Source organism: Variovorax sp. PAMC28562 (assembly GCF_014303735.1).
Taxonomy (GTDB): domain Bacteria; phylum Pseudomonadota; class Gammaproteobacteria; order Burkholderiales; family Burkholderiaceae_C; genus Variovorax.
Genome location: NZ_CP060296.1, coordinates 4,115,270 through 4,141,253, shown reverse-complemented (window position 1 = coordinate 4,141,253; position 25,984 = coordinate 4,115,270). Strand labels below are relative to the sequence as shown.

The window sequence follows — 25,984 nt, the reverse complement described above, 5'->3', positions numbered from 1 at the left end:
GATTTCCATGTCCGGTCATATCCCCTTGCCATCCGACGCCCTCGACCTGCCGCTGCTCCCGCTGCGCGATGTCGTGGTGTTTCCCCACATGGTCATCCCGCTTTTCGTGGGCCGACCCAAAAGTATCAAGGCGCTCGAACTCGCGATGGAATCCGAGCGCCGCATCATGCTGGTGGCGCAGAAGGCCGCGGCCAAGGACGAGCCTTCTGTCGAAGACATGTTCGAGGTCGGTTGCGTCTCGACCATCCTGCAGATGCTCAAGCTGCCAGACGGCACCGTGAAGGTGCTGGTAGAAGGCCAGCAACGCGCACGCGTGAACCGCATCGACGACAGCGAGACCCACTTCTCGGCCAACGTGAGCCCGATCGAAGCGGTCGAAGGCGCAGCCAAGGGCACTGAAGTCGAAGCATTGCGCCGCGCGGTCATGCAGCAGTTCGACCAGTACGTGAAGCTCAACAAGAAGATCCCGCCCGAGATCCTCACGTCGATCTCCAGCATCGACGATCCAGGTCGCCTGGCCGACACGATCGCCGCACACCTGCCGCTGAAGCTCGACAACAAGCAGGCTGTGCTCGACCTCGACGACATCAAGGCGCGCCTGGAAAACCTGTACGGGCAACTCGAACGCGAAGTCGACATCCTGAACGTCGACAAGAAGATTCGTGGCCGCGTGAAGCGCCAGATGGAGAAGAACCAGCGCGACTTCTACCTTAACGAGCAAGTCAAGGCGATCCAAAAAGAGTTGGGTGAAGGTGAAGACGGCGCCGACATCGAGGAGATCGAGAAAAAGATCAAGCTCGCGAAGATGCCGAAAGAGGCGCTGAAAAAGGCCGAGAGCGAACTCAAAAAGCTCAAGCTGATGTCGCCGATGTCAGCAGAGGCGACAGTGGTGCGCAATTACATCGACGTGCTGGTCGGCCTGCCGTGGAGCAAGAAGACCAAGATCAAACATGACCTGGCCAATGCCGAGGCGGTGCTCAACGAAGATCACTACGGGCTCGACAAGGTCAAGGACCGCATCCTGGAATACCTCGCGGTGCAACAACGCGTGGACAAGGTAAAGGCGCCGATCCTGTGTCTGGTCGGCCCTCCAGGTGTCGGCAAGACTTCGCTCGGGCAGTCGATCGCGAAAGCGACCGGCCGCAAGTACACGCGCATGGCCCTGGGCGGCATGCGTGACGAGGCCGAGATTCGCGGGCATCGCCGCACATACATCGGCGCGCTGCCGGGCAAGGTGCTGCAGGGGCTGAACAAGATCGGCACACGCAATCCGCTCTTCCTGCTCGACGAAATCGACAAGCTGGGTACCGATTTCCGTGGCGACCCGTCGAGCGCGTTGCTCGAAGTGCTCGACCCCGAGCAGAACCACACCTTCGGCGACCACTATGTCGAGGTCGATTTCGATTTGTCCGACGTGATGTTCGTGGCGACTTCGAATTCGATGAACATCCCGCCAGCACTACTGGACCGGATGGAGGTCATTCGTCTCTCGGGCTACACCGAAGACGAGAAGACCCACATCGCGCTGAAGTACCTGCTGCCCAAGCAGTTGAAGAACAACGGCGTGAAGGACGAAGAGCTCCTCATCACCGAAGAAGCGGTGCGCGACATCGTGCGCTACTACACGCGTGAAGCCGGCGTGCGCTCTCTCGAGCGGGAGCTGTCGAAGATCTGTCGCAAGGTCGTCAAGGGCCTGCTGCTCAAGAAGATGACGCCGAAGGTGACCGTCGACGGGAGCAACCTGAACGACTTTCTGGGCGTGCGCAAGTACAGCTTCGGTCTTGCTGAAAAGCAGAACCAAGTGGGCCAGGTCGTCGGTCTCGCATGGACCGAAGTGGGCGGCGATCTGCTCACGATCGAAGCGGTGACGATGCCCGGCAAGGGCGTCATCACACGCACGGGTTCGCTGGGCGACGTGATGAAGGAATCGGTCGAGGCCGCACGCACGGTGGTGCGCAGCCGGGCGCGCCGCCTTGGCATCAAGGACGAGATGTTCGAGAAGCGCGACATCCACATCCACGTGCCCGATGGCGCGACGCCGAAAGACGGCCCGAGCGCCGGCGCCGCGATGACGACGGCTTTCGTGTCGGCGTTGACGGGCATTCCGGTGCGTGGCGATGTCGCGATGACCGGCGAGATCACCTTGCGCGGCGAAGTGACTGCCATCGGCGGCTTGAAGGAAAAGTTGCTTGCTGCCCTGCGTGGCGGCATCAAGACGGTGCTCATCCCGGAAGAAAACGCGAAGGACTTGCAGGACATTCCCGAGAACGTGAAGAACGGGCTCGAGATCGTGCCGGTGAAGTGGATCGACAAGGTGCTCGAGATCGCTCTCGAGAGAATGCCGACGCCGCTGTCCGATGAAGAAGTCGCTGCCTCTGCCGCAGCGGTCGCCGAGTTGGCTAAGCAGCGTTCTGCGCAGCCGGCTGCAGCGCCTACGGAAGGCTCGATCAAACATTGATCGAGCCTTGCCAGAGAGCCAAAACTTGTTGTATAATCTGAGGCTCGAAACGCGGGATTAGCTCAGTTGGTAGAGCGCAACCTTGCCAAGGTTGAGGTCGAGAGTTCGAGTCTCTTATCCCGCTCCAAGTTTTGAAAAAGGGAAGCTACATGCTTCCCTTTTTTTCGCAGGTTGTTTTCGAACAGTTTTTTTTGGCGCGATAGCAAAGCGGTTATGCAACGGATTGCAAATCCGTGTAGCCCGGTTCGACTCCGGGTCGCGCCTCCAAAAAAAATGCTGATGTAGCGAATCAAAGCCCGGAGCCTTCCGGGCTTTTCTTTTTTCGCGCTTTATCTTTGGCGTCGCTACGACCCATGTTGTCCCAGGTCAAAACCCCTGCGGCGAGGCATGCATAGCCTTGACGGTTTCATCCAAAGGAAACCGAATGGCTGCCTTGAACTGGTCGGATGCACTTGTGCTGGACCTGCCTTTTATGGACCGTGAACACCAGGCGTTCGTGGAGCTGATCGAGCGCGTGGACGTGGCCGACGATGCGCATCTTGCATTGGCGTGGAGCGATCTCGTGGCCTGTACGACCAACCATTTCGCGCGTGAAGATCTCTGGATGCAATCCAGCGGTTTTGCTTCGAGGAAAGATCACATCGTGCAGCATCGCGTTGTGCTCGAGGTCATGCGCGAAGGTCTGGTCCATGCGCGCGAACGACGGTTCCTGCAAGTGCGCGAGATGGCGCGACAGCTCAGGAGTTGGTACGTCAAACACGTGCAGACGATGGACGCGGCTCTGGCGCTTCATCTGCGTGGCAGGCGCTTCGATCCGACGACTTCAGCGACTTCAGCGACTTCACCGGCTTGCCCCGCTTTCGCCGTACTGGAACCGACAGGCCACTGAACGCCAGTCGGTGTCGATGCGTGCGGCCTAGCGTGCGATTGTGGAGGGCGCGGATTGGCAGGCGACGCATCGAACAGCGGCCGGCTGGATCAGCAGTCGCTCACGCGCAATAACCTGTTCGCAATCCACGCAAAGGGCATATCGGCCGATCGAAATTCGCTGCAGTGCCTGCTCGATGTCGGCCAGCGTCGGACGTCGCACCTTGACCGCCGCGCAGGCAGCGGTTTTGACAGCGGTTTTGGCATCGTCGGCATGCGGCGCGTCGTTTTCGTGGTCCAGCTGCGCAGCCAGCTTCCTGCGGTCGTGCGCGACGGCCCATCGTCGAAGAATGTCCAGGCGTTCGACGAAGGCCCGCATGTCTTCGGCACTCATATGGCTCATGGTGACTCCGTCTTTTGGCGTGCCCGCAAAAGGCACCGGCGCAGTATCACCAGACGGCAATGGCATCTGCTTGATCCATATCAAGCCGCGCTGCGTCGCCGCTACAGCGTGAGTGTCACCAATCGAAAACTTGGATCATCGGCAAACCGCTTGACCGCGAAGCCGAGCCTCTTGATCAGCTTCAGCATCTCCGCGTTCTCCGCCAGCACCAGCCCTTCAATCTCCGCGAGCCCCTTGTCTCGCGCCGCATCGATGATGCTTTCCATCAACCGCGAGCCGAGTCCCTTGCCGCTGAAGTCGTCGGCCACCACCAGCGAGAACTCGCAGCTCGTCTGATCCGGGTTGGTGATGTAGCGCGACACGCCGACGATGCGTTCAGTTTCGGTCGCCAGGCCGGCGGTATCGACCGTGCGTTCGCGGATCACGGCCACCAGCGCCATCTCGCGGTCGTAATCGATCAGCGTGAAGCGCGACAGCATCGACGCCGGCAGTTCGCGGAAGTGCGACACGTAGCGGAACCACCGACTCTCCGGCGACAGATGCTGCACCAGGTTTTGCAGCATCTGCGCGTCGTCGGGGTGCACCGGTCGCACCGTGTAGACGCCGCCGGCGACGCCACTGCTGCCACCCGCACCCCCAGGCAAGGGCCACTCGCGCCGATATCGTGCCGGGTAGGGAAGGATGGCCAGGTGGTTGTAGCTGATGCCATGCGGCCCCGTCGCTTGCGAATTCATGTGACCGATGACGATGCGCGCGTCGACCGCCACCGCACCCGACGCGTCCACGATGATCGGATTGATGTCCATCTCGCGCAGCTCGGGGAGCTCGCAAACCATTTCGGAGACACGCAGCAAGACCTGCTCCAGCGCCTCCATGTCTGCGGCCGGCGCACCGCGCCACTCACCCAGCGTCTCGGCCACCCGCGAACGTTCGATCAGGCGCCGCGCGAGGAACTGGTTGAGCGGCGGCAGCTCCATCGCGCGGTCGTCGAGGAGCTCGATCATGGTGCCGCCGGCACCGAAGACGATGACCGGCCCGAAAGGCTCGTCGGTGACCAGGCCGATGTAGATCTCGCGCCCGCGCCGGGCCCGCGCCATCTTCTGCACGGTCACGCCGTTGATGCGTGCGTCGGGTGCGAGACGCGCCACGCGCTCCATCATGTCGGTGTACGTATCGCGCGCGCCGGCGCCGTTCATCACGTCGAGCGCCACGCCCTCGACATCCGACTTGTGGCTGATGTCGGGCGAATCGATCTTGAGCGCTACCGGAAATCCGAGCTGCGTCGCGATCATCATGGCTTCGTTGGCGCTGCGTGCCAGCAGGGTGCGCGTGATCGGAATGTGGAAGGCCGACAGCAGCGTTTTCGACTCCATTTCCGTCAGCACCTGGCGCCGCTCTGCGAGCACGCTTTCGATCATCAGCCGAGCACCTTCGATGTCGGGCTTGGCCAGCGCCGACAACGGCGGTGGCGTCTGCTGGAGCATCAACTGGTTTTCATAGAACGACGCGATATTGCCGAACGCGCCGACCGCCGCTTCGGGCGTGCGAAAGGTCGGGATCGTCGCCTCGGAAAGCACCTCGCGCGCGGGCCCTACGGTGGCATCGCCCATCCAGCACGACAGCAGTGGCTTGCTCATCGGCCGCGGAATGTCGGCGAGCACGCGCGCGACCGCGGCGGCATCGGCACCCGGCTTGGGCGAGAAGATGGCGAGCACGCCGTCGATCTGGCGATCGGTGGCAGCGGCTTCGATGGCAGCCTTGTAATGCGCGGGCTCGGCCTCTTCGGAAAGGTCGATGAGGTCGGTCAATGACGCCAGCGCCGGCAGATGGGGCTGCAGCTTTTGCGCCGCTTCGGCCGAGAGCTTGCCCAGCTGCAGGCCGATCTCGTTGACCCAGTCGGCCGCCAGCACGCCCGGGCCGCCGCCGTTGGTGACGATGGCCAGCCGCTTGCCCACGGGCCGGTAGCGCGAGGCCAGGCACTTGGCGGCCGAGAACAGTTCGACGAAGGAGCGCACACGGACTGCGCCGGCGCGGCGCAAGGCGGCATCGAACACATCGTCGCTGCCGACGATCGACGCGCTGTGCGTCTGCGCCGCCTCGTTGCCGGCAGGCTTGCGGCCGGCCTTCAACACCACCACGGGCTTCACATGCGATGCCGAGCGCAACGCGCTCATGAAGCGGCGTGCGTTGGAGATGCCCTCCATGTAAACGATGATGCTGTGCGTGCTGCCGTCGTGCGCGAAGAAGTCGAGCACCTCGGCCAGATCGACCGAGGTGTGCGGGCCGAGCGAGACGACGTTCGAGAAACCGACCGAATTCTTGCGCGCCCAGTCGAGCATCGACGCGGTGAGCGCCCCCGACTGCGACACCAGTGCGAGCGGCCCGGCCTTGGCCAGCGGCCCGGCTGTGCTCGCGTTCAAATGCAGTTGCGGCCGCTGGAAGCCCAGCGAATTCGGCCCGAGAAGATGCACCCCCTCGTGCCGCGCCACCTTCGCCAGTTCCGCCGCTTGCTCGGCGCCGATGCCGGTCGACAGCACGAGCGCGGTGCGGCATCCGATGCGCGCCGCGATTTCGAGCGCCGCTCCGATCTCGCTCGGCGCCAGGGCGATGATCGCCAGGTCGGCGCGCGTCTGCGCAAGATCTTTCAGGGTGCCGCTGGTATGGATGTCGACGAAGTGCAGCGTGCCGGTGAAGCGGTCGGCTTCGAGCGCCTGACGCAGCATCCTGGCCTGCGGCGACTGACCTTCGGCAGCGTCGTTCCGGCCCGCGAAAACGACCACCGAGCCTGGCGTGAAGAGGGGTGCGAGGTAATGCTTGTCCATGCGATCAGTCTGCACCATCGGAGCCTCGATGTGGGTGCCACTGCATTTGGCACCGCTGCTTCCTGGCCTGTCAGCGAACCGTCGGCACGGTCGGCCGGATGCCCCCCAACAGCCACCGCATGAGTTCCCCGACAGGCCGGATCTCGCCCCCGAACGGCAAGCGCCCCGCGCCTCTGAAGAACAAGCCTTGATCGGTATGCCCCTCCAACGCGTGGCCCAGCGTCTTGTCGATGCAGAACTGGCCCCACGTCGGGGTCCCGTCACGCAGGCCGCAATGCGCCAGGCAATCGAAGCGCATCGTGCAATGCTCTTTCTTGTGCGCCTTGTCTTTGAGCCGCGGCTCCAGCCGCAAATACTTCTCCAGCCAGGGCGTCCGCACCGCGCGCGCGGGCAGCCCGGCCGTGCTGATGAACTCCACGATGTCTTCGGGCCCTGCATCGGCCAGCACGCGCTTGAATGCGATGTTCGCGTCGCACTCGGTGGTCACGGCAAAGGCGGTGCCTAGCTGCACGGCAGAAGCGCCAAGACCCTGCAGGCGCCGGATGTCTTCCAGGCTGCCGATGCCGCCGGCGACGATCAACGGAATGCGGCCTTCGATACCAGCGCTCTTGAAGAACGCCAGCACCTGCGGCAGCACCACGTCGAAGTCGAAGCGCGGATCGGTCAGGTCGGCGATCTTCGCGGCGCCGAGGTGCCCGCCCGCCAGACGCGGATGCTCGATCACGATGGCATCGGGCAAGCGGCCTTTCTTCTCCCACTTGCGCACCACGAGTTGAACGCCGCGCGCGTCCGAAAGAATCGGTATCAGCGCGACGTCGGGATGCTCGCGCGCGATCTCCGGCAGGTCGAGCGGCAGGCCGGCGCCCACCACGAGCGCATCGACGCCGCAGGCCATCGCATGGCGAAGCAGGGCCTCGTAGGAGGTGAGCGCCTTCATCACGTTGACGGCGATGAGGCCGCGACCGCCAGAAATGACGCGTGCCTTGGCGATCTCGCGGCCCAGCGCTTCCAGGTTGGCGGCGTCGATGCACGCGCCCGCATCGGCCTCGGCTTCCCGGTCGACCGTGCGCGCCATCAGGTCGGGATGCAGGCGGCGCAGGTCGACGGAGGAGATCGTGCCCATGCCGCCCAGCCCGGCCACGGTGCCTGCAAGGCCGCCAGCGGACACGCCGACACCCATGCCGCCCTGCACGACCGGGATGAGTTCGCGACCCTTCAGGTGCCAGTTGCGCAGGCCCGAGGCGGCGGCAAGGCTGGCGAGCATGTCGGCGCTGCATGTCGCACCGGATTCTGAAGCGGGCACATCGAGCCGGACTACCGGCGTTGTTTCCAAAAATGGGGTCATCGTCTTTTCAAAGGTGCCCGGTCGTCGTCAGATGATCCTGGAGAACCGCGCGCGCTTGCGGTCGGTTTGCAGGTAGCGGTCGAACACCATCGCCACCGCGCGCACGAAGAACCAGCCCTTGTCGGTCACGGTCAGATCGTGGTCGGTGACCTGCACGAGCCCGTCGGCCGCGAGCTGTCCGAGAGCGGCGAGCTCCGTGGCGAAGTGGTTCGGAAAATTGACGAGATGCGCAATGCCGATCGACTCGAAGTCGACATGACCCTGGCACATGATCGCCATGATCACCGCGCGCCGCAGCACGTCGTCGCGCGACAGTCCGAGCCCTCGCACGACTGGCAGTCGGCCCTGGTCGAGGTGGTCGTAGTACTCCTCCAGCGTCTTCGCGTTCTGGCTGTAGGTGCCGCCCACATGTCCGATGGCGGAGACGCCCAGCGCGATGAGGTCGCAGTCGGGCTGCGTGCTGTAGCCCTGAAAGTTGCGGTGCAGCCGACCTTGGCGCTTGGCTACGGCCAGCGCATCGTCAGGGCGCGCAAAGTGGTCCATGCCGATGTAGACGTAGCCCGCTTCAGTGAGTGCGGCGATCGAGCGTGCGAGCATTTCGATCTTGACCGCGGCGTACGGCAGGTCGCTCGTCGCGATGCGGCGCTGCGGCTTGAATCGATCGGGCAGATGTGCGTAGGCATAGAGCGCGATGCGGTCGGGTTGCAACTCGCACACCTGCGCCAGCGTGCGGTCGAACGAGGCCACGCTCTGCCGCGGCAGCCCATAGATCAAGTCGACATTGATCGACTGGAACGAAAGCTGCCGTGCAGATGCGACCAGGTCGAACACCTGTTTCGCGGGCTGAATCCGATGCACCGCCTGCTGTACGGCCGGATCGAAATCCTGCACGCCGAAGCTCAGCCGGTTGAAGCCCAGGCGCGCCAGGTGGGCAAGTCGGCCGGCGTCGACGGTGCGCGGATCGATCTCGATCGCGTACTCGCCCGAAGGCGAAAAGGAGAACGCCTCGCGCAGCATTCGCATGAGGTCGGCCAGGTCTTCGTCGCTCAGAAACGTCGGCGTGCCGCCGCCCAGATGCAGCTGGCTTACCGGCGTGCCGGGGCCAAGCCGCGCCACATGCAAATCGATTTCCTTGCTCAGGTAACGCAGGTATTCGCGACCGCGCGATGCGTGGCGCGTGACGATCTTGTTGCAGGCGCAGTAGTAGCAGAGCGATGCGCAAAAAGGAATGTGCACATAGAGCGAGATGGGACTGCGTGCGCTCGCGCCGAGGCGGCGCTGTCTTGCAGCCGCACCGTAGTCATCGGCACCGAAAGCTTCGACGAAACGGTCGGCCGTCGGGTACGAGGTGTAGCGCGGGCCGGCAATGTCGAAGCGCGCCAGCATCTCGGCCGAGACGCTGTGCGCTGAAGTTTGAAGGTCCGTTGCCAGGGCGATGGAAGTCATTGCGGAAGGGCTTGAGGTTGCAAGGCGCGAAAGGAGGCGGGACTTTCAATGTGCCTCGGTCGCCTCGGGAAAATCTTGACCCTCGTCAAGCTTCACCTCCGTGACGCCAGGCCTTGATGCAGATCAACAGGTCGATCGGCACACGGAGCTAGCCTCGTCGCATGCAAGCTGTACTCCCTTCGGGCCCGATGGGCGCCGCTGTCGCCATGGCCAGAATGAACGCGGACGCAAGCGACCTGTCGGTGTTGGACGACCCGGCCGAATGGCCCGCGTTCGGCCAGTCGCTCGACGGCGCACTGTGGGAGTCGCGCGTGGTGGTGCAGGGCATGCACTGCGCGGCGTGTGCGTTCGCGGTCGAGTCGGCGTTGTCGCGCGTGAGCGGCGTGCACGAGGTGCAGGTCAACGCCGCGACCGGACGCGCGCGCATCGTCTGGTCGCCTGCGAGCGTGCTGCCATCGCACTGGTTCGAGGCCTCTGCTGCAGCCGGCTACCCGCTGGTGCCGGCCGGCGACATCGCTGCGCGTGGCGAGCGTGCACGCAGTGCGCGAAAAGCGCTTTGGCGCTGGCTGGTCGCGGGGTTTTGCATGATGCAAGTGATGATGTACGCCTACCCCGGCTACATCGCAAATGCCGGCGACATCGCACCGGATTCGATGCAACTTTTGCGCTGGGCCTCCTGGGTACTGTCGCTGCCCGTGCTGCTCTTTTCCTGCAGCCCGTTCTTCGCCAACGCATGGCAAGACCTGCGCTCGCGACGTGTCGGCATGGACCTGCCGGTGGCGCTCGGCATGCTGATCACCTTTGCGGTGAGCACGGCGGCCACATTCGATGCCACCGGTCCGCTCGGGCACGAGGTCTACTTCGACTCGTTCACCATGTTCGTCTTCTTTCTGTTGACCGGCCGCTGGCTCGAGGCCCGCTTGCGCGACCGCACCGCAGGTGCGCTGGAGGCACTGATGAACCGGCTGCCGGACAGCATCGAGCGGCGCGATGCCCACGGCGACTTCGTGCGCATCGCGGTGCGCCGGCTGGCAGTCGGCGACGTCGTGCGGGTGCTGCCCGGCGAGGCGTTTCCCGGCGATGGCATCGTGCTGGCGGGCGACACATCGGTCGATGAGGCACTGCTGACCGGCGAGTCGCGACCGATGCCGCGCGCCAGCGGTGCGCAGGTTCTGGCGGGCAGCCACAACCTGGATGCGCCGGTTCAGGTGCGCATCGACGCGCTGGGGTCGAGCACGCGCTTTGCGCAGATCGTCGCCTTGATGGAAAGCGCTTCGGTAGACAAGCCGCGGCTGGCCCGGCTCGCCGACCGGATCGCCCGACCCTTTCTGCTGCTGGTGCTGGCGGCTGCCGCCGGTGCGCTGGTTTTCTGGTGGCCCGTCGACCATGGCAAGGCGCTGATGGCCGCGGTCGCGGTGCTCATCGTCACCTGCCCCTGCGCGCTGTCGCTGGCGACACCGGCCGCCATGCTCGCGAGTGCGGGCTCACTGGCGCGCTGCGGCGTGCTGTCGAGCCGGCTGCAGGCGCTCGAAGCGCTCGCCACCGTCGACACCGTGGTCTTCGACAAGACCGGCACGCTGACCGACGACACGCCGCGGCTCGACCGCGTCTATTGCCGGCAAGGCCTGCAGCCGGGCGACGCGGTGGAGACCGCGGCGGCGCTCGGCATGCAGTCGCTGCACCCGGCTTCGCGCGCGCTGGTGGCGGCATGGCAAGAGCGCTTTCGCATGGCGCCGGCTTGGGACATCGTGCAACTTCACGAGCACGGCGGGCAAGGGCTCGAAGCGCGCATGCGTCGCACCGACGGTCACGGTCAACCCACGCGCTCCGTGCGCTTCGGCTCGGCCGCGTTCTGCGACGTCGCTGCCTTGCATGTCGACAGCGCCCAGGTCCATCTGAGCGACGACGAAGGCTGGCTCGCCAGCTTCGTTCTGGCCGAAAACTTGCGAAGCGATGCGATCGGCGCCATCGCTGCGCTGGAGGCGCAGGGCATCGCGGTGCAGTTGCTCTCCGGCGACCGCGCCACGGCGGTTCGCAGCCTGGCGGAGCGTGCCGGCATCCAGACCGCGCAGGGCGACTGCCGGCCTGAAGACAAGCTCGACGTGCTGCGCATCTTGCAGGGCCGAGGTCATCGCGTGGCCATGGTGGGGGACGGCCTCAACGATGGTCCGGTGCTGGCCCGCGCCGATGCCTCGTTCGCCTTTGGCAGGGCGGTACCGCTCGCGCAGGCTCGGGCCGACTTCATCGTCATGGGCGGCGCCTTGCAGTCGATTCCCGACGCCATCGCTCAGGCGCGGCGCACGATGCGCGTGGTGCGGCAGAACCTGTGGTGGGCCGCTTGCTACAACGCGCTGTGCGTGCCGCTGGCGCTGGCCGGTTTCATGCCGGCCTGGCTGGCGGGCATCGGCATGGCGGTCAGCTCGCTGGTGGTGGTCGGCAATGCTTCGCGCCTTGCCGCAAGGCCTGCCGGACGTCTTGCCGCACGTCCTGCGACAGCACCCGGAGTCAGCCGCTGATGGACATCCTTTTCCTGCTCATCCCGTTTTCGGTGGTGCTCGCACTGGTCATCCTTTTCGGCCTTTGGTGGGCGGTCGACAGTGGTCAATTCGACGACGTGGAGCGCGAAGGGCAGCGGATTCTGCACGACGATTGATCTGCATCAACCTGCTTGCGGCTGCACTTGGGAACACTCGGTCAGTCCAATGAACGAGGCAGTCCGAATGCAAGCAACCCACACCCCGGAGGTGACCTACTCCGATACGGTCATCCGTCAGTTCGCCTTGATGTCAGTGGTCTGGGGCGTGGTCGGCATGCTGGTCGGCGTGATCATCGCGTCGCAGCTCGCATGGCCCGAGCTGAACCTCGGCGTGCCATGGCTCAGCTACGGCCGCCTGCGACCGCTGCACACCAATGCGGTGATCTTCGCCTTTGGCGGCTGCGCCTTGATGGCGACCAGCTTTCATGTGGTGCAGCGCACTTGCCAGGTTCGCCTCTTCGCACCGAAGCTCGCGTCGTTCGTGTTCTGGGGCTGGCAGGCGGTGATCGTCTCGGCCGCCATCAGCCTGCCGATGGGCTTCACCCGCGGCAAGGAATACGCGGAACTCGAATGGCCGATCACGATCGCCATCGCGGTCATCTGGGTCGCGTACGCCATCGTCTTCTTCGGCACCATCGGCCGCCGCAAGGTGCGCCACATCTACGTGGCCAACTGGTTCTACGGTGCCTTCATCATCGCGGTCGCGCTGCTGCACATCGTCAACGGCGCGTCGATGCCGGCGGGTTGGATGAAGAGCTATTCGGTCTACGCCGGCGTGCAGGATGCGATGGTGCAGTGGTGGTACGGCCATAACGCGGTCGGCTTCTTCCTGACCGCCGGATTCCTCGGGATGATGTACTACTACATCCCCAAGCAGGCCGAGCGCCCGGTGTACTCGTACCGCCTGTCGATCGTGCACTTCTGGGCACTGATCTTCACCTACATGTGGGCCGGCCCGCACCACCTGCACTACACCGCCTTGCCCGACTGGACGCAGTCGCTCGGCATGGTCTTCTCGCTCATCCTGCTGGCGCCGAGCTGGGGCGGAATGATCAACGGCGTGATGACGCTGTCGGGTGCATGGCACAAGCTGCGCGACGACCCGATCCTGCGCTTCCTCATCGTGGCGCTGTCGTTCTACGGCATGGCGACTTTCGAAGGTCCGATGATGTCCATCAAGAGCGTCAACGCGCTCAGCCACTACACCGATTGGGGCATCGCCCACGTGCACTCGGGTGCGCTCGGCTGGGTCGGCTTCATCTCGATGGGCTCGCTCTACTACCTGATCCCCCGGATGTACGGCCGCACGACGATGTACAGCGTCAACGCCATCGAGGTGCACTTCTGGACGGCCACCATCGGCGTGGTGCTCTACATCGCCGCCATGTGGATCGCCGGCGTGATGCAGGGCCTGATGTGGCGCGCCATCAACGCCGACGGCACGCTCACATACACCTTCGTCGAGAGCGTCAAGGCGACCTATCCCTTCTACGTGGTGCGCCTTATCGGCGGGCTGTTGTACCTGGGCGGCATGTTGGTGATGGCCTGGAACGTCTGGATGACGGTGGGATCGGGCCGCTCGGTTCGCGCTGCGATTCCGCCCATTGCCCTGGCGCATGCGTGAAGCACACAAAGAAAAATCATGTCTTCCAAACCCACCCCCCGGCCCGCCCTCAAAACCGGCTTCACCCATGAAAAGGTGGAGACCAACAACCTGCTGATGATCGTGCTGATCCTGGTCACCATCGCCATCGGCGGGCTGGTCGAGATCGTGCCGCTCTTCTTCCAGAAGTCGACGACGGAGCCGATCGTCGGGCTGAAGCCGTACACCGCGCTGCAACTGGCCGGTCGCGACATCTACCAGCGCGAGGGTTGCTACAACTGCCACTCGCAGATGATCCGACCCTTTCGCTCCGAGACGCTGCGCTACGGGCACTACTCTGTCGCAGGCGAGTTCGTCTACGACCATCCGTTTCAGTGGGGCAGCAAGCGCACCGGGCCCGACCTGCACCGCGTGGGAGGCAAGTACAGCGACGAGTGGCATCGCATTCATCTGAACAACCCGCGCGATCTGGTGCCGGAATCGAACATGCCGGCCTATTCGTGGCTCGCAACGAACCAGGTCGATGCGGAGGCGATGCCCGCTCACATGCGCGCATTGCGCCGTGTCGGCGTGCCCTACACCGACGCGGAAATCGCATCGGCCACCGCAGACACCCAGGGCAAGACGGAGCTCGAGGCGACCATCGCCTACCTCCAGTCACTGGGCCTCGCGCTCAAGTAAAGAAGCAGACCATGGACATCACCACCCTGCGCGTTTTTGCGACCGTCGCCTGTTTCGTGCTCTTCATCGGCATCGTCGCGTGGACCTATTCGAGCCGCAACACACGCCGCTTCGAAGAGGCCGCACAGCTGCCTTTCGAGCAGGACTGAAAGACACGCCATGAACGATTTCATCAGTGGCTTCTGGGCCAACTATGTCGCCGTCGCGGCCGTCGTCAGCATCCTGGCTTGCGGTCTGCTGCTGTGGATCACGGCACGCGGGCGCATCGCGCCGACCGACGACAACACCACTGGCCACGTCTGGGACGAAGACCTGCGCGAGGCCAACAATCCGTTGCCGATGTGGTGGGTCGGGCTGTTCGTCATCACGATCATCTTCGCCTTCGTCTATCTGGCCTTTTTTCCGGGACTGGGGAGCTTCAACGGCAAGCTCGGCTGGAGTGCCGTTAGCCAGTACGAGGCCGAGGTTGCCCAGGCCGACAAGGATCTCGTTCCCGTTTATGCGGCATTCCAGACGATGCCGGTCGAGCGGATTGCCGGCGACCCCAAGGCGATGGCCATCGGCGAGCGGCTCTTCATGAACAACTGCTCGCAGTGCCACGGGTCCGATGCACGGGGCAGCAAGGGCTTCCCGAATCTGACGGACGTCGACTGGCTGCATGGCGGCACGCCGGACAAGATCATCGAAACCGTCACCAAGGGCCGCATCGGCGAGATGCCGCCCATGGCGGCCGCGGTCGGCACGCCGGACGACGTTAAGAACGTCGCGCAGTACGTGCTCAGCCTGTCGGGTCGCTCGACCGACTCGGTGCGCGCCGGGCTGGGCAAGTCGAAGTTCACCGCCTGTGCGGCCTGTCACGGCATCGGTGGTGTTGGCAACCAGAGCATCGGGGCACCGCGCCTGAACGACGAGATATGGCTGCACGGCTTCGGCGAAAACGCCATCGTCGCGATGATCAACGGCGGCAAGCACAACGTCATGCCCGGCCAGGAAGGTCGCCTGACCGAAGCGCAGATCAAGGTGGTGGCCTCGTACGTGTGGGGGCTGTCGAACAAGGCCGTTGCATTGCCTGTCGTACTGCCATGACCGTGCCTGCTCCAGCCCGCAAGATCATTCCGATCGTGCCCGTGGCGGAGGAGGCCGGCGGGCTCTATGAAGCGACCAAGAAGATCTATCCGCGCAGCGTGCGCGGCAAGTTCGCGCGCTGGCGCTGGGCGATGGTGTTCGTTACCCAGCTGTTCTTCTACGCCACGCCCTGGTTGCAGTGGGGCGACCGCCAGACCCTGCTGTTCGATCTGGTCGCGCGGCGCTTCTACGTCTTCGGGCTGGTCTTGTATCCGCAAGACCTGATCTACCTGTCGGGGCTGCTGGTGCTGTCGGCGCTGTCGTTGTTCTTGTTCACCGCGGTGGCCGGACGGCTCTGGTGCGGGTACGCGTGCCCGCAGACGGTCTACACCGAGATGTTCATGTGGATCGAGCAACGCATCGAGGGCAGCCGCATCGCCCGCATGCGGCTCGACGGCGAGTCGTTCTCGGCCGAGAAGCTGGTCAAGAAATGGTTCAAGCACTTCATCTGGCTCGGCATCGCGATGTGGACGGGCTTTACCTTCGTCGGCTACTTCACGCCCATCCGCGAGCTGGGCATGGAGTTCCTGCAGACGCGCATGGGATCGTGGGAAGTCTTCTGGGTCTTCTTCTACGGTCTGGCCACCTACGGTAACGCCGGCTTCATGCGCGAGCAGGTCTGCAAGTACATGTGCCCGTATGCGCGCTTTCAGAGCGCGATGTTCGACAAGGACACCCTCATCGTCAGCTACGACCTGCCGCGTGGTGAACCGCGTGGCGTGCATGCCAGGGCACAGGACGCACGCACCCAGGGCCTGGGCGACTGCATCGATTGCGGCCTGTGCGTGCAGGTGTGCCCGACCGGTATCGACATCCGCGAGGGTCTGCAGTACGAGTGCATCGGCTGCGGCTTGTGCGTCGACGCGTGCAACACGGTGATGGACCGCATGGCGCAGCCGCACGGGCTGATCCGCTACGCCACGCAAAACGGGCTGGCCGGTGGCTGGAGCGCGGCGCAGGTGCTGCGGCGTGTTTTTCGCCCGCGCGTGCTGATCTATGGTGCCGTGCTGTTGGCCTTGTGCGTCGGCTTGCTCGCGAGCCTGGTGGTGCGCGTGCCGCTCAAGGTCGACGTGGTGCGCGACCGTACCTCGCTTGCACGTATCGCCGATGGCGGCAAGCTCGAGAACGTCTATCGGCTGCAGATCATGAACGCGACCGAGCGCTCGCAGCGTTACCGCATCGATGCCAGCGGACTGCGGGGGCTGGCCGTGGCGACGCCGAGCCAGGCGGTCGATGTCGGGCCGGCCGAGTCGCGCTGGGTGGCGGTTCGGCTGCAGGTGCCTGCAGAAGATGCACCACCCGGATCGCACACCGTTTTCTTCAACGTGCGGTCTGCCGACGGTGTCTCGCAGGTCTCTGAAAAGGCCGTCTTCCTCATTCCCCGATAACCGACTGGAGACTTGAAAATGAGCGCGCTTCTCCCTGCTTCCAAAAGCTCCGGACCGTGGTGGAAATTCCCGCTGGTCTGGCTCGTGCTGGGCCTGCCCGCCGTGGTGGTGGTCGGCAGCCTGACATCGGCCTGGATCGCGATCAGCACGGCAGACCCGGTGGTCGAAGAAAACTATTACCAGAAGGGCCTGGAAATCAATCGGACGCTGGCGGGCAAGTCGGCTGGGCCGGTGGCCGACAAGGCGCTGGTGTCGGCCGAAAAGGGCCGCAACCACACCACGACGCCGGTGCAGGACATGCCGTCGCCGCCGCCGCCGCCGCGCTAGCGCCTCACACCGTCGGGTTGATCATCCTGCGCAAAGCATCGGCGTCGAGGATCCGAACATGCCGCATGTCGACTTCGACGATGCGGTCTTCCACGAACTTGGACAAGGTGCGGCTCACTGTTTCCAGCTTGAGCCCGAGGTAACTGCCGATTTCTTCGCGCGTCATGCGCAGCATCAGCTCCGACTTCGAGAAGCCTCGCGCATACAGGCGTTCCACGAGGTTGAGCAGAAAAGCGGCCAACCGCTCGTCGGCACGCATGCTGCCCAGCAGCAGCATCACGCCGTGCTCGCGCACGATCTCGCGGCTCATGATCTGGTGCACATGGCGCTGCAGTGAAGTGACCTCGCGCGACAGCTCTTCGATGCGGTCGAACGGCATCACGCAGACCTCGGCGTCTTCGAGTGCCACCGCGTCGCAGGTGTGATGGTCGTTCACGATGCCATCGAGTCCGATGATCTCGCCGGCCATCTGGAAACCCGTGACCTGATCGCGACCGTCCTCCGATGCCACGCGAGTCTTGAACACGCCAGTCCGAATCGCATAGAGCGAGGTGAAACGCTCGCCATTGCGAAAGAGGGTTTCGCGGCGCTTCACCTTGCGACGCGTCGCCACCAGGTCGTCGATGCGCGCCAGCTCTTCCGGGTTGAGGCCGACCGGCATGCACAGTTCGCGCAGGTTGCAGTTGGAGCATGCGACTTTGATGGTTTGAGGTGTCATGGCGGCTGTCTCTTTGCGGCAGGTGGTGCGGTGAAATTTGCAGCGTGACAAAGCAAGCGAAAGCGCCGCGCTGCTCCGCTCGATTCTCCGTTCGGCTTTTGTGTCCGCGTTGATGCAGATCAAGTGGCGTTCGAATGATCGAACGCAAAGTCGCAGCACCATGAACCGCTGTCGCCGACCATCGTTGCTCGCGTTCCTTGCGCTGCTCACGCTCTTTCGGCAGCGGTATTGATCATGCAAACCGCACTGGCCGCATCCGCGCTGTTGATGGGACTGGCGGGTGGTCCGCATTGCGTGGCCATGTGCGGTGCGGCGTGCGCGGGTGTCGTGCGTGGGGTGGGAGTTCGACCCGGCCATGGCGTCATCGCGATCACGCCCGCTGCATTGCCGATGGCGCCGTTGCTGCTCCAGGCCGGCCGGATGGCGGGCTATGCGGCAGCAGGCGCACTGGCCGCTGCCACCGTGCAAAGCCTGACGTGGGCCAGCGTGAATGTCTCCGCGCTCCGCGGCCTCTGGATGCTGTTCCACGTGGTCGTGATGGCCTGGGGCGCGGTGCTGGCCGTGACCGGGCGTCAGCCGCTGTGGTCGCAACGGGTCGGCCGTCTGCTCGCAGAGCGATTGCGCGCCTTGACGGGCTCTGCCGCCAGCGTGTTCGCGACCGGTCTTGCATGGGTCGCCATGCCGTGCGGCCTGCTGTATTCCGCGCTCATGCTGGCGAGTCTGGCCAACGGCCCGCTGCAGGGCGCTTTCGTCATGGTGCTGTTCGCGGCCGGCAGCGGTGCGTCGTTGCTCGTCGCGCCCTGGCTCTGGCACCGCTTTGCCATCGGCTTGGGCGCATGGCGCCAGCAATGGGGAACCCGGCTCGCCGGCGTCGCCTTGCTGGTCATCTCCGTGCAGGCGGTCTGGATCGAGCTTGCGCACCAGATCGATGTGTGGTGCCGCTGAAATACGTCGTATCTATTTCATACCTCGACAACTCAGGAATTTGCAATGACAACCCCTAAATCTATTCTGGTTCACCTCGACAGTTCAGCCCGCACCGCCACGCGCGTCGAGCTCGCACGCAAGCTGGCAGAGACCTTCGGCGCCCAGGCGACCGGCATGCCGTGCACGCTCTCTGCGCTGGTGCGCTACCCCTCCGCCCTCGAAGGTGCAGCCGAAGCCATGGCAATCATGCTGGCGCTCGACAAGCAATCGCGCGACAAGGCGTACGCCACCTTCATGGCTGCCGGTGGCGACTCGCCGCACATGCATTGGGCCGAGCCGATGAGCGATGCGCCCTGGGGCTTCGGTCGCCGCGCGCTCTATGCCGACCTTTTGATACTCGGTCAGCGCGATGGCGACAACGCTTACGACGGCGAGCTGCCTGCCGAGTTCGTGTCCACCGTGCTGGTCGAAAGCGGCCGGCCCGCGCTGGTGTTGCCTTACATCTCGACAGGGTCGGTCGACCCGGTCGGGCGCACGGTGCTGGTGGCATGGAAAGAGACTCGCGAAGCTGCCCGTGCGGTGTCCGCTGCGTTGCCCTGGCTGCGCGGCGCGGCGCGCGTGCATGCGGTTTGCTACGGCGACGAGGCAGAGTCGCAACTGCGCTCGCTGCAGGACTATCTGCATTCGCATGGCGTCACCGCGACGGTGCAGGCCGGCGTGCAAGGTGACGGCGACGCCGGTGCGCAGCTGCTGTCGCTGGCCGCGGATGTCGGTGCCGATCTGCTGGTGATGGGCTGCTACGGACACAGCCGCGCACGCGAGTGGGTGCTCGGTGGCGTCACGCGGACGATTCTGCAATCCATGACGTTGCCTGTGTTGATGTCGCATTGAGGGGTCGAGCCAGAGCAGCGTCAACGCACATGAGGCTTCTTGACATTTGCTCGGCCAAGGTCGCCGAGCCTTGATCTGCATCAAGCCCTGCAACGCGGCACGCAGCAGACTGCGATGAGCGCATGCCGGCAACCACGGTTCGCCGCGAGCATCCGCTTTTCAGCCATTGATCGAGGAACCCACCGGATGACGCCCGAACGCAATTCGATCCAGACCCAAGGGGAGTCCCGCGCCCGATACCTCGGCGACCTGGCGACTCACCTTCAGCGCATCCGCGAGCAGGAGCGCGCGCTGCTCGCCCGCGAACTGCACGACGAACTGGGTGCCATCCTGACAGCAGCCAAGCTCGACGTGGCGTGCCTGAAGTCGCGTCTCGACCCAGCGTCGCCCGAGATCGATCGGCGCCTTCAGCATCTGGCGGAAATGCTCGGTCGCGGTATCGCATTGAAGAGCCGGGTGGTCGAGGGACTGTGTCCGTCGTCGCTGGCCAACCTGGGCCTGGCGTCGTCGCTGACCATCCTGTGTCGGGACTTCAGCCTGAGTTCGACGATTGCGGTGACGACTGCGATCGAAGAGGCCCGCGGCGACGATGCGAGTGAGCTGGCCATCTATCGTCTGGTGCAGGAGTGCCTGACCAACATCGGAAAGTACGCCTGCGCCAGTACGGTTTCGGTCACCCTGGTCGATGCGGGAAAGAACATCCTGGTCGAGGTGCTCGACAACGGCATCGGGTTCGACATCGAACAGGTGGCTTCGTCGCGCTACGGCCTGGCCGGAATGCGCCACCGGGTTCAGGCCTGCGGCGGCCGCCTCACAGTCACGTCGGCTCAGGGGCAGGGTACGCACGTCATGGCGATGTTGCCGAAGGTGGTGGTCGAGAGCGCGAAATTGATCGCATGACTCCGGCTCTGACATCCCTCACGCGACGGCGCTTTGCGACCGTGGGCGCTGTGCTCCTGAACGCCTGCTCCTTCGATGGCCGTGAGGCGAGCTATGCCGATGCGGTGCAAAGCACCTGGCACCGGGATGCGACCGAGGCGACCACTGGCCGGCCGCTCTTCGAAGAACTGGTCCGCTGTGCCACGTTGGCGCCGTCGAGCCACAACACGCAGTGCTGGAAGTTCGCGATCCAGCCGCAGTCCATCTCGATTCTTCCGGATCTGTCGCGCAGATGCCCGGCCGTCGATCCCGACGATCACCATCTGTTCGTCTCGCTCGGGTGTGCCGCGGAGAACATGGTGCAGGCAGCGTCGGCGCATGGCCTGCAAGCCGATGTCGTCTTCGATGCAGGCATGGAGGGCGACGCGCTGCGCGTGCGGCTCGAGCCGACCCGGGCGATCCAGTCCGACCTCTATGCGGCGATGTTCGACAGGCAGTGCACGCGCGCCGACTACGACGGCCGCCCGCTGACGGTCGACGAACTTGGGTTGCTGGAACGCGCGGGCACACGCAACGGCGTTCAGATGGTGATCCTCAGCGACAAAGCCGCGACAGAAAAAATGCTGGCGTACATCGTGGACGCCAACACGCGGCAGATCGACGACCCGGCTTTCGTCGCTGAACTCAAGCAATGGCTTCGCTTCGGCGACACGGAAGCCGTTCGGTCCGGCGACGGACTGTTCTCTGGTGCGTCCGGCAATCCGACGGTGCCGCGATGGCTCGGCGAAATGCTCTTCGCCCGCTTCTTCACGCCTGCGCGCGAGAACGACAAGTACGCGAGCCAGGTGCGCAGTTCCGCCGGCATCGCCGTCTTCGTCACCGAGAAGAACGACAAGAGGCACTGGATCGAAGCAGGGCGCTGCTACGAGCGATTTGCCTTGCAGGCGACCGCCCTGGGGATTCGCAATGCGATGCTGAATCAGCCGGTCGAGGTCGCGAGCGTGCGACCCGGGCTCGCGCGTGCCTTTGGATGGGGCGACCGGCGGCCCGACCTCGTCGTGCGCTTCGGTCGCGGACCCGCGATGCCTCGGTCCTTGCGGCGCCCGCTCGAAGCGGTGTTGGCATGACCACCGCAGTCGAGGCGCAAGTAATCGCAGCTGCGATTGCGCCCGCCGTCGCGCCAGGCAGCGATGTCGTCAAGCGCGCCGGGCTGGTCGCCGCCTTCATCGCGCTCGTTGCGATCGTCTTGCTGCCAGCCGCGACGGGCCTCCCTGCCGCGGGGCAGATGATGCTGGGCATCCTCGCCTTCGCGGTGATCGTCTGGATGACCGAGGCGCTCGACTACGCGGTGAGCGCGGTCGTCATCGGCGCGTTGATGGTGTTCTTGCTGGCCTTCACGCCGGATGCGGCGAAGCCCGTGACGTCGGCCACGGCGGCAACCGCGGCGATGGGCACGGGCGCGGCACTCAACCTCGCCTTGTCCGGCTTCTCGAACAGCGCGGTGGCACTGGTCGCTGCAGCCTGCTTCATCGCCGCGGCCATGACGGCCACGGGGCTCGATCGGCGCATCGCGCTGGTGGTGTTGTCGCGGGTGGATGCACGCACCAATCACATCGTCATCGGCGCGATGGTCGTGGGCTTTTTACTGTCGTTCATCGTGCCCAGCACCACTGCACGCGTCGCATGTCTGGTGCCGATCATGATGGGCTTCATCCTGGCCTTCAAGGTCGAGAAGCGGAGCCGCTTCGCCGGCCTGCTGGTCATCACCGCTGCGCAGACGGCGAGCATCTGGAACATCGGCATCAAGACGGCGGCCGCGCAGAACATGGTGGCGGCCGGCTTTATCCAGAAGCAGTTTCAGACCACCATCAGCTGGACCGAATGGTTCGTTGCCGGTGCGCCGTTTTCTGCACTGCTGACCATTGCGCTCTACTTCATCATGACGCGGATGATGCGGCCGGAGATGTCGGAGATCGCCGGCGGCAAGGAGACGATTCGGCAGCAACTCGAAGCCATCGGCAAGATGACTGCGAACGAGTGGAAGCTGCTGGCCATCGTGCTGACGCTCCTCGGGTTCTGGGCGTCTGAAAAAGCGCTGCACGACTTCGATACCGCTTCCACCACCATTGCCGCCATCGCGTTGATGCTGCTCCCGCGCGTGGGCGTGATGAACTGGAAGACCTCGCAGAAAGGCTTCCCGTGGGGCACCGTGGTGCTCTTCGCCATCGGCATCAGCGTGGGAACGGCACTGCTGCAAACGCGCGCCGCCGGCTGGCTCGCCAACCTGATCGTGCAGCACCTCGGCTTGCAGAACGCCAGTGCCTTCGCGATCCTGATGCTGTTGTCGTTGTTCCTCATCGTCATCCATCTCGGCTTTGCGAGCGCCACGGCGCTGGCGTCCACCATGATCCCGATCGTGATCAGCGTGCTGGGCGCGGTGCAGACACCAGGCATCAACGTCATCGGCATGACGATGCTGCTGCAGTTCGTCGTGAGCTTCGGCTTCATCCTGCCGGTGAACGCACCGCAGAACATGATCGCCTACGGCACGGATACCTTCGAGGCACGCGACTTCATTCGCACCGGGTTGATGGTCACTCTGGCGGCTGCGGTGCTGCTGGTGATTTTCTCGCTCACCTACTGGCCGTGGATGGGGTACATGACGCTGTCGAGCCCGCAATGAGTGCGCCAAAAGCCCTTGGTCTTTGCGATCCGTCGGTACTGGCAATCGGGCAAGTGCTGCAGGCGCTCGGCGCCGATGCGACGCAGGGGCTGACCTCGCAAGAGGCGGAACGGCGGCTCGCCGAGCATGGCCCGAATGAACTGCGCGGCGTGCCGCCCGTGGCGACATGGCGTCGCGTGCTGGCGCAGTTTCAAGACCCGCTGGTCTACCTGTTGCTCGCCGCCATCGCCATCGCTGTGGGTGCCTGGGCCATCGAAGGTTTCGAGGGCTGGCCGCTGGATGCGTTGGTGATCGCGGCGGTCGTGCTGGTCAACGGCTTGCTGGGCTATGCGCAGCAGGCCAGGGCGGCCGATGCGGTGGCGGCGCTGGCGCGGATGACCGCCGTGACATCGGCCGTCGTGCGCGACGGCCAGACGCTGCGCGTGCCCAGTGCCGAGCTGGTTTCCGGTGACCTGTTGGTGCTGGGTGAGGGCGATGCCGTGGGCGCGGACGCCCGTCTGCTGCAGGCGGCGTCGCTGCGGGTGCTGGAGGCGTCGCTGACCGGCGAGAGCGAAGCCGTGCTGAAAGACGTGGCCCAGCTGGCTGGCACATCGGCGCTCGGCGATCGGCTCGACATGGTTTTCAAGGGCACGGCTGTCGCCCAGGGCACGGGCCATGCAATCGTCACCGCCACCGGCATGCAGACCGAGATGGGCGCCATCGCCGAGATGCTCGAAGCGACTGTCGAGGCCCCGACGCCGTTGAGCGTCGAGGTGGCGCGCATCGGACGCATGCTGGGCATCGCGGTCGTGCTGATCGCCGCGGTCGTGGTGGCGACGATCTTGTCGATCTCCGAGATCCGCAGCGCCGCCGATGTCATCGCCGTGCTGCTGCTCGGCGTGTCGCTCGCGGTAGCGGCGGTGCCTGAGGGGTTGCCTGCGATTTTGTCGGTGGTGCTGGCGATGGGCGTTCAGCGTATGGCCCGGCAAAACGCCATCGTCAAGAACTTGTCGTCGGTCGAAACGCTGGGCGCCGCATCGGTCATCTGCACCGACAAGACCGGCACGCTCACCCGCGCGGAAATGACGATCGAACGCGTGATGACCGCGTCCGGCAGCGCCCGCATCACTGGCGAGGGCTATGCGCCGCTGGGTCGCGTCGAGCACGAGGGCGCTGCGGTGACAGCCGGCCCGTTGCGTGACGAGCTCACCGTGGTGCTTTCTGGCGGCAGTCTGGCCGGCGACGCACGGCTGCATCAGGATGCCGGCGGCAGCTGGTCGATTCATGGCGACCCGACCGAAGCGGCGTTCCTGGTGGCCGAACGAAAGATGGGGCTGACGGAGGTGCGGCGACAGCGCTTCGCGCGCATCGGCGAAATCCCGTTCACTTCCGAGCGCAAGATGATGTCGACCATCGAGCGCGACCATGCGCACGACGACCAGATCGTGGTGATCACCAAGGGCGCACCGGACGTGTTGCTCGGCCATTGCAGCCGGGCGCGAGTGGGCATGGAAGTGGTGGCGCTCGACGAGGCGTTGCGCGCCGGCATCCTGGCCGACGTCGAATCGCTTTCCGACGCCGCCTTGCGCACGCTGGCGGTGGCTTACCGTCCGCTGACCGCGCAGGAAGATCCTTCGGCAACGCAGTCGCATGAACGGCTGGAGCGTGACCTCATCTACGTCGGCACGGTGGGCATCATCGATCCACCGCGCGCCGGGGCGGCAGTGGCGATCGGGCAGGCAGTGCGCGCCGGTATCCGCGTGATCATGATCACCGGCGACCATCCGCGCACCGCCAGCCGGATCGCGGCGGACCTCGGCATCGTCGAGCCTGGTGCGACCGCACTCACCGGTCTCGAATTGGACGCGCTGGACGATGCCGCCTTCGCTGCAGCGGTACGCCGTACATCGGTCTTCGCGCGCGTGGCGCCGGCCCACAAGCTGCGCATCGTCGCCGCGCTGCAAGCCGATGGCAGCGTCGTCGCCATGACCGGAGACGGCGTCAACGACGCGCCCGCACTGAAGGCGGCGGATATCGGCATCGCCATGGGCGTGACCGGCACCGAGGTCACCAAAGAGGCCGCGCGGATGATCCTGGTCGACGACAACTTCGCGACCATCGTCGCGGCGGTGCGCGAAGGGCGCAGCATCTTCGACAGCATCCGCAAGGCACTGCGCTACCTGCTCTCGTCCAACATGGGCGAGGTGCTCACCGTGTTCCTGGGCGTGGTCGGTGCCGGCATGCTGGGGTTGGTTGGAAGTGGCGGCGTTGGTGCTGGTGGTGGTGGTGGCACGGTCGCGTTGCCGTTGCTGGCCACGCAGATTCTCTGGATCAACCTCATCACCGACTCGGGGCCCGCGCTGGCGATGGGCGTCGACCCGCCGACCGACGACGTCATGGCACGCAAGCCGCGGGGCCGCGCCGAACGCGTGATCGATGCGCGGATGTGGTCGGGCGTGGTGCAGATCGGCCTGGTGATGGCGCTGACCACCCTGCTGACCATCGACCTCTTCCTGCCCGGTGGCATGATCGAAGGAAGCGATGACCTCGCGACCGCCCGCACCGCCGGCTTCACCGTGCTCGTGCTGGCGCAGCTCTTCAACTGCTTCAACGCGCGCTCCGACAGCAAGAGCGCCTTCTCGCATCTCTTCGTGAATCGCTGGCTGTGGGGCGCAGTCGCGCTGTCTGCCTTGTTGCAGGTGGCGGTGGTCCACCTCGGCTTTCTCAACCTGGCCTTCGGCACCGCGCCGCTCTCCTTCGACGAGTGGCTCGTGTGCATCGCGATGGCGAGCGCAGTGCTCTGGTACAGCGAGTTTCGCAAGCTGGTGGTTCGTCTCTTGGGGCGCTTCGTGCGCCGTCCGCTGCGTGCATCGATCGACGCCCCTCAACCTGTTCAACGCTGAAAG

21 protein-coding genes and 2 tRNA genes are annotated in these 25,984 nt (G+C 64.9%); 18 read left to right on the top strand and 5 right to left on the bottom strand.

Annotated elements, in window-relative coordinates; genetic code table 11:
- The first annotated feature begins 7 nt into the window (after positions 1-7).
- The 4 genes from lon to H7F36_RS19375 all read left to right on the top strand — a co-directional run bounded on the left by lon (position 8) and on the right by H7F36_RS19375 (position 3,347).
- The gene (gene lon, locus H7F36_RS19390) at positions 8-2,458 is read left to right on the top strand and encodes an endopeptidase La (RefSeq protein WP_187052309.1); all 2,451 of its coding nucleotides are present in this window, start codon (positions 8-10) and stop codon (positions 2,456-2,458) included.
- 51 nt (positions 2,459-2,509) lie between these two features.
- Positions 2,510-2,585, top strand: a tRNA-Gly gene (locus tag H7F36_RS19385).
- Positions 2,586-2,651: 66 nt separating this feature from the next.
- Positions 2,652-2,725 (top strand) — tRNA-Cys (locus H7F36_RS19380).
- Between the two features lie 157 nt (positions 2,726-2,882).
- A complete protein-coding gene (locus tag H7F36_RS19375; RefSeq protein ID WP_187052308.1) occupies positions 2,883-3,347 on the top strand; it encodes a bacteriohemerythrin in 465 nt (154 codons plus the stop codon).
- A 27-nt stretch (positions 3,348-3,374) separates the two neighbouring features.
- Here the strand turns inward: H7F36_RS19375 and H7F36_RS19370 are convergent, their stop codons facing one another.
- From H7F36_RS19370 to hemN, 4 genes are all read right to left on the bottom strand, one after another.
- A complete protein-coding gene (locus tag H7F36_RS19370) occupies positions 3,375-3,728 on the bottom strand; it encodes a TraR/DksA family transcriptional regulator (RefSeq protein ID WP_187052307.1) in 354 nt (117 codons plus the stop codon).
- 101 nt (positions 3,729-3,829) lie between these two features.
- Positions 3,830-6,550, bottom strand: coding sequence for a bifunctional acetate--CoA ligase family protein/GNAT family N-acetyltransferase (locus H7F36_RS19365; protein ID WP_187055100.1), 2,721 nt, complete (start codon positions 6,548-6,550; stop codon positions 3,830-3,832).
- A gap of 70 nt (positions 6,551-6,620) precedes the next feature.
- Positions 6,621-7,814: an NAD(P)H-dependent flavin oxidoreductase gene (locus H7F36_RS19360; protein WP_187055099.1), complete on the bottom strand. Its 1,194-nt coding sequence runs from the start codon at positions 7,812-7,814 to the stop codon at positions 6,621-6,623.
- Between the two features lie 108 nt (positions 7,815-7,922).
- The gene (gene hemN, locus H7F36_RS19355) at positions 7,923-9,341 is read right to left on the bottom strand and encodes an oxygen-independent coproporphyrinogen III oxidase (RefSeq protein ID WP_187052306.1); all 1,419 of its coding nucleotides are present in this window, start codon (positions 9,339-9,341) and stop codon (positions 7,923-7,925) included.
- A 161-nt stretch (positions 9,342-9,502) separates the two neighbouring features.
- Here hemN and H7F36_RS19350 point away from each other — a divergent pair, with 161 nt between their 5' ends.
- From H7F36_RS19350 to H7F36_RS19315, 8 genes are all read left to right on the top strand, one after another.
- On the top strand, positions 9,503-11,857 hold the full coding sequence (locus tag H7F36_RS19350; RefSeq protein WP_410003047.1) for a heavy metal translocating P-type ATPase: 2,355 nt from the start codon (positions 9,503-9,505) through the stop codon (positions 11,855-11,857).
- On the top strand, positions 11,857-11,994 hold the full coding sequence (gene ccoS / locus H7F36_RS19345) for a cbb3-type cytochrome oxidase assembly protein CcoS (RefSeq protein ID WP_187052305.1): 138 nt from the start codon (positions 11,857-11,859) through the stop codon (positions 11,992-11,994). The genes H7F36_RS19350 and ccoS overlap by 1 nt, the downstream gene beginning before the upstream one ends.
- Before the next feature lie 67 nt (positions 11,995-12,061).
- Entirely contained in the window at positions 12,062-13,501 is a 1,440-nt protein-coding gene (gene ccoN / locus H7F36_RS19340) for a cytochrome-c oxidase, cbb3-type subunit I (protein WP_187052304.1), read from the top strand.
- An 18-nt stretch (positions 13,502-13,519) separates the two neighbouring features.
- Positions 13,520-14,161, top strand: coding sequence for a cytochrome-c oxidase, cbb3-type subunit II (gene ccoO / locus H7F36_RS19335; RefSeq protein ID WP_187052303.1), 642 nt, complete (start codon positions 13,520-13,522; stop codon positions 14,159-14,161).
- Between the two features lie 11 nt (positions 14,162-14,172).
- Positions 14,173-14,310 (top strand): cbb3-type cytochrome oxidase subunit 3, encoded by a 138-nt coding sequence (locus H7F36_RS19330; RefSeq protein WP_187052302.1) that lies wholly within the window; start codon positions 14,173-14,175, stop codon positions 14,308-14,310.
- A gap of 10 nt (positions 14,311-14,320) precedes the next feature.
- Positions 14,321-15,247: a cytochrome-c oxidase, cbb3-type subunit III gene (gene ccoP, locus H7F36_RS19325; protein ID WP_187052301.1), complete on the top strand. Its 927-nt coding sequence runs from the start codon at positions 14,321-14,323 to the stop codon at positions 15,245-15,247.
- Positions 15,244-16,674, top strand: a complete 1,431-nt coding sequence (gene ccoG, locus H7F36_RS19320) for a cytochrome c oxidase accessory protein CcoG (protein ID WP_187052300.1) — start codon at positions 15,244-15,246, stop codon at positions 16,672-16,674. Before ccoP ends, ccoG begins: the two co-directional genes overlap by 4 nt.
- A gap of 18 nt (positions 16,675-16,692) precedes the next feature.
- Positions 16,693-17,001: a FixH family protein gene (locus H7F36_RS19315; RefSeq protein ID WP_187052299.1), complete on the top strand. Its 309-nt coding sequence runs from the start codon at positions 16,693-16,695 to the stop codon at positions 16,999-17,001.
- 4 nt (positions 17,002-17,005) lie between these two features.
- On the opposite strand, the gene fnr is transcribed toward H7F36_RS19315, so the two are convergent.
- Positions 17,006-17,719, bottom strand: coding sequence for a fumarate/nitrate reduction transcriptional regulator Fnr (gene fnr / locus H7F36_RS19310; RefSeq protein ID WP_187052298.1), 714 nt, complete (start codon positions 17,717-17,719; stop codon positions 17,006-17,008).
- A gap of 234 nt (positions 17,720-17,953) precedes the next feature.
- Here fnr and H7F36_RS19305 point away from each other — a divergent pair, with 234 nt between their 5' ends.
- From H7F36_RS19305 to H7F36_RS19280, 6 genes are all read left to right on the top strand, one after another.
- Positions 17,954-18,664 (top strand): sulfite exporter TauE/SafE family protein, encoded by a 711-nt coding sequence (locus tag H7F36_RS19305; protein WP_187052297.1) that lies wholly within the window; start codon positions 17,954-17,956, stop codon positions 18,662-18,664.
- 45 nt (positions 18,665-18,709) lie between these two features.
- The gene (locus H7F36_RS19300; RefSeq protein WP_187052296.1) at positions 18,710-19,537 is read left to right on the top strand and encodes a universal stress protein; all 828 of its coding nucleotides are present in this window, start codon (positions 18,710-18,712) and stop codon (positions 19,535-19,537) included.
- Between the two features lie 186 nt (positions 19,538-19,723).
- Positions 19,724-20,437: a sensor histidine kinase gene (locus H7F36_RS19295; RefSeq protein WP_261802402.1), complete on the top strand. Its 714-nt coding sequence runs from the start codon at positions 19,724-19,726 to the stop codon at positions 20,435-20,437.
- Entirely contained in the window at positions 20,434-21,543 is a 1,110-nt protein-coding gene (locus H7F36_RS19290; RefSeq protein WP_187052294.1) for an Acg family FMN-binding oxidoreductase, read from the top strand. The genes H7F36_RS19295 and H7F36_RS19290 overlap by 4 nt, the downstream gene beginning before the upstream one ends.
- Positions 21,540-23,099, top strand: a complete 1,560-nt coding sequence (locus H7F36_RS19285; RefSeq protein ID WP_187052293.1) for an SLC13 family permease — start codon at positions 21,540-21,542, stop codon at positions 23,097-23,099. The genes H7F36_RS19290 and H7F36_RS19285 overlap by 4 nt, the downstream gene beginning before the upstream one ends.
- Positions 23,096-25,981: a cation-translocating P-type ATPase gene (locus tag H7F36_RS19280; protein WP_187052292.1), complete on the top strand. Its 2,886-nt coding sequence runs from the start codon at positions 23,096-23,098 to the stop codon at positions 25,979-25,981. Before H7F36_RS19285 ends, H7F36_RS19280 begins: the two co-directional genes overlap by 4 nt.
- Positions 25,982-25,984: the final 3 nt, after the last annotated feature.

Bases quoted from the DNA above. Each gene is read 5' to 3' on its own strand.
- lon (WP_187052309.1), top strand. From the start codon at position 8: ATGTCCGGTCATATCCCCTTGCCATCCGACGCCCTCGACCTGCCGCTG.
- H7F36_RS19375 (WP_187052308.1), top strand. From the start codon at position 2,883: ATGGCTGCCTTGAACTGGTCGGATGCACTTGTGCTGGACCTGCCTTTT.
- H7F36_RS19370 (WP_187052307.1), bottom strand. From the start codon at position 3,728: ATGAGCCATATGAGTGCCGAAGACATGCGGGCCTTCGTCGAACGCCTG.
- H7F36_RS19365 (WP_187055100.1), bottom strand. From the start codon at position 6,550: ATGGACAAGCATTACCTCGCACCCCTCTTCACGCCAGGCTCGGTGGTC.
- H7F36_RS19360 (WP_187055099.1), bottom strand. From the start codon at position 7,814: ATGCTCGCCAGCCTTGCCGCCGCCTCGGGCCTGCGCAACTGGCACCTG.
- hemN (WP_187052306.1), bottom strand. From the start codon at position 9,341: ATGACTTCCATCGCCCTGGCAACGGACCTTCAAACTTCAGCGCACAGC.
- H7F36_RS19350 (WP_410003047.1), top strand. From the start codon at position 9,503: ATGCAAGCTGTACTCCCTTCGGGCCCGATGGGCGCCGCTGTCGCCATG.
- ccoS (WP_187052305.1), top strand. From the start codon at position 11,857: ATGGACATCCTTTTCCTGCTCATCCCGTTTTCGGTGGTGCTCGCACTG.
- ccoN (WP_187052304.1), top strand. From the start codon at position 12,062: ATGCAAGCAACCCACACCCCGGAGGTGACCTACTCCGATACGGTCATC.
- ccoO (WP_187052303.1), top strand. From the start codon at position 13,520: ATGTCTTCCAAACCCACCCCCCGGCCCGCCCTCAAAACCGGCTTCACC.
- H7F36_RS19330 (WP_187052302.1), top strand. From the start codon at position 14,173: ATGGACATCACCACCCTGCGCGTTTTTGCGACCGTCGCCTGTTTCGTG.
- ccoP (WP_187052301.1), top strand. From the start codon at position 14,321: ATGAACGATTTCATCAGTGGCTTCTGGGCCAACTATGTCGCCGTCGCG.
- ccoG (WP_187052300.1), top strand. From the start codon at position 15,244: ATGACCGTGCCTGCTCCAGCCCGCAAGATCATTCCGATCGTGCCCGTG.
- H7F36_RS19315 (WP_187052299.1), top strand. From the start codon at position 16,693: ATGAGCGCGCTTCTCCCTGCTTCCAAAAGCTCCGGACCGTGGTGGAAA.
- fnr (WP_187052298.1), bottom strand. From the start codon at position 17,719: ATGACACCTCAAACCATCAAAGTCGCATGCTCCAACTGCAACCTGCGC.
- H7F36_RS19305 (WP_187052297.1), top strand. From the start codon at position 17,954: ATGCAAACCGCACTGGCCGCATCCGCGCTGTTGATGGGACTGGCGGGT.
- H7F36_RS19300 (WP_187052296.1), top strand. From the start codon at position 18,710: ATGACAACCCCTAAATCTATTCTGGTTCACCTCGACAGTTCAGCCCGC.
- H7F36_RS19295 (WP_261802402.1), top strand. From the start codon at position 19,724: ATGACGCCCGAACGCAATTCGATCCAGACCCAAGGGGAGTCCCGCGCC.
- H7F36_RS19290 (WP_187052294.1), top strand. From the start codon at position 20,434: ATGACTCCGGCTCTGACATCCCTCACGCGACGGCGCTTTGCGACCGTG.
- H7F36_RS19285 (WP_187052293.1), top strand. From the start codon at position 21,540: ATGACCACCGCAGTCGAGGCGCAAGTAATCGCAGCTGCGATTGCGCCC.
- H7F36_RS19280 (WP_187052292.1), top strand. From the start codon at position 23,096: ATGAGTGCGCCAAAAGCCCTTGGTCTTTGCGATCCGTCGGTACTGGCA.